Raw genomic sequence first — 1,572 nt, 5'->3', positions numbered from 1 at the left:
CACCAACCGCGACCGCAACACATCATGCCGATCCACCACCGCCGACAACACCGCCTCCAACCCCCCACCATCAATCCCCACCGGAAGATCGACGAGAGAGGTCATCGAGAAGGCACGGGTGTCACCCGGCATGTCCATGAGCCACTGGGCGGCCGGCATCAGCGGCATCGTTCCCTGACCGCCGCCCTCCAGCTCGGCCAGGACCACGGACGTCCCCGTCTCCCGGGCACGCCCCGACAGCTCCGCCACCGTCCGGCACTCGAACACATCACGCGGACTCACCTCGACACCCCGCGCCCGCGCCCGCGTCACCACCTGGATCGACCGGATACTGTCCCCGCCCACAGCGAAGAAGTCATCATCCAGACCCACCCGCTCCAGACCCAGCACCTCCGCGAACACCTCAGCCAGCACCACCTCACCCGGAGACCGCGGCTCCCGGTACTCACTGCCCGCGAACTCCGGCTCGGGAAGCGCCTTCCGGTCGACCTTTCCGTTGAGGTCCAGAGGAAGCCGGTCCAGCAGGACGAACGCGGACGGCACCAGGAACTCCGGCAGCCGCTCCGCGGCGAAACGCCGCAGCTCGGCGAGGTCGATCTGCGCATGGATGTCGACGTCACCCCCGCCGTCGCGGCCGGCTGCCGCCGCCCCGGCCGGGACGACGTAACCGACGAGCTGCTTGTCGCCCAGCGCCGGGACGTCACGGACGAGAAGGACGGCCTGCTCCACGCCCGGGTGCTCGGCCAGGACGGCCTCGACCTCACCCGGCTCGATGCGGAATCCGCGGATCTTCATCTGCGAGTCGATGCGGCCGATGTACTCGAGCTGGAGGTCGGCGTTCCAGCGGACGAGGTCGCCGGTGCGGTACATGCGGTCGCCCGCCGGTCCCCACGGATCCGCGACGAACCGCTCGGCGGTCAGCCCCGGACGGCCGAAGTACCCACGACCGATCGCACCCCCCACATACAACTCACCCGTCACACCCACCGGAACAGGCTGAAGACCCGGCCCCAGCACATAGGTCCGCATATTCCCCAGCGGAGTACCGATCGGTACGTTGCCCGCGCCTGTCCAGCCGTCCGGAAGAGCGTAGGTCGTGGCGTAGAAGTCCTCGGTCTGCCCGTACGCCTGCATCAGACGGGCACCGGGAATCGCCGTGCGGACCTTCTCCAGCAGCGAGGCGGACAGTGCGTCGCCGCCCAGGACCACCGTGGCGACGTCCATCTTTCCCGCCACCTGGTCGAGCACCCGCTCGAAGACCGAGGGAACGGCCTGGAGCGTTCCGCCGCTCCATGAACCACGCTCGGCAAGCTCCAGCACGTCCCGCACGATCTCCACTCCCGCACCCCGGGTGAGGGAGCTGAAGATCTCGAACACCGACACGTCGAAGTTGATCGACGTGGCGCCGAGGACCATGGTGCCGGGCTGAATGTCGAAGGACTCGGCCAGGCGGGTCACGCCGTTGACGAGGTTCGCATGCGTGATGGTCACGCCCTTGGGGGTACCGGTGGAACCGGAGGTGTACATCACGTACGCCACATTCTCCGGCCGCAACGGAGCCACACGCTCCGC

Annotated in this window: 1 protein-coding gene; it reads right to left on the bottom strand. The window is 68.4% G+C overall.

Annotated elements, in window-relative coordinates; translation table 11 throughout:
• On the bottom strand, nt 1-1,563 hold a 1,563-nt coding region (locus ACIQMX_RS42445; protein ID WP_363078973.1), incomplete at its 3' end, for an AMP-binding protein.
• Nucleotides 1,564-1,572 lie beyond the last annotated feature (9 nt).

Origin of the sequence: Streptomyces sp. NPDC091416 (genome assembly GCF_044756845.1) — a bacterium.
Classification (GTDB): Bacteria; Actinomycetota; Actinomycetes; order Streptomycetales; family Streptomycetaceae; genus Streptomyces.
This window is presented reverse-complemented; position numbering and strand designations above follow the sequence as displayed.